Source organism: Vibrio sp. 1069, assembly GCF_033340555.1.
Genome location: NZ_JAWOWP010000124.1, coordinates 1 through 1,032, shown reverse-complemented (window position 1 = coordinate 1,032; position 1,032 = coordinate 1). Strand labels below are relative to the sequence as shown.

1 protein-coding gene and 1 pseudogene are annotated in these 1,032 nt (G+C 45.3%); both read left to right on the top strand.

Features of this window, described 5'->3' with window-relative positions; all coding sequences use genetic code 11:
- Positions 1–142, top strand: a pseudogene (locus tag R7040_RS24870) (ACP phosphodiesterase); the annotation flags it as partial.
- A 78-nt stretch (positions 143–220) separates the two neighbouring features.
- Positions 221–1,032: DEAD/DEAH box helicase (locus R7040_RS24865; RefSeq protein WP_318097336.1), on the top strand; the 812-nt coding region annotated here is incomplete at its 3' end.

Genomic DNA, 1,032 nt, shown 5'->3' with positions numbered 1-1,032 from the left:
ATGCCCGAGAATGGCCGACTTGACGACAACGTTTGAGGTGTTAGATGGTGAATACGCAGCGTTAGAGGCGAATTTCTCAGAGCTTTATCAAGACGTGCTGCGCCAATCACTTGAATTTCACCAACAGCTAATCAGTTCATAACTCAATCCTTTGGCGAAGAGGTAGTATGGCTATGGCGGCTCTGGTAAACTCTGCGCTCCAAAAATTATGAGGTTTATCATGTCCGTTAATTTTGCTGATCTTGGCATTGAACAACAGTTAGTCGAAACGTTGAACAATATGAATATTGTGACGCCAACGCCAGTCCAAGAAAAATCGATTCCACACGTACTGGAAGGCAAAGATCTTCTTGCGGCTGCGCAAACGGGTACCGGTAAAACGGCGGCATTTGGTTTGCCGATTATTCAGGCGGTACAGCAAAAGAAACGTAATGGCACACCTCACGCTCTCATCCTAGTTCCACCTCGTGAATTGGCGCAGCAAGTGTTTGACAATTTAACGCAATACGCGGAACACTCGGATCTACGTATTGTTTGTGTGTACGGCGGTACAAGTATTGGCGTGCAAAAGAACAAGTTGGAAGAGGGCGCGGATATTCTTATTGCTACGCCGGGCCGATTGTTAGACCACTTGTTTAACGGCAACGTAAACATTTCTAAAACTGGCGTGTTGGTGCTTGATGAAGCTGACCGAATGTTGGACATGGGTTTTTGGCCTGATCTGCAACGCATTCTTCGTCGACTACCGAATGACAAACAAATCATGCTGTTTTCGGCGACGTTTGAAAAACGCATTAAAACCATCGCTTACAAACTGATGGATTCTCCTGTTGAGGTGGAAGTGTCTCCAGCGAATACAACGGCAGAAACGGTTAAGCAGATGGTGTATCCAGTTGATAAAAAGCGTAAGCGTGAATTGTTAGCGTATTTAATTGGTTCACGAAACTGGCAACAAGTACTTGTTTTCACTAAAACCAAACAAGGCAGCGATGAGCTTGCAAAGGAGCTCAAACTGGATGGTATCAAAGCGGT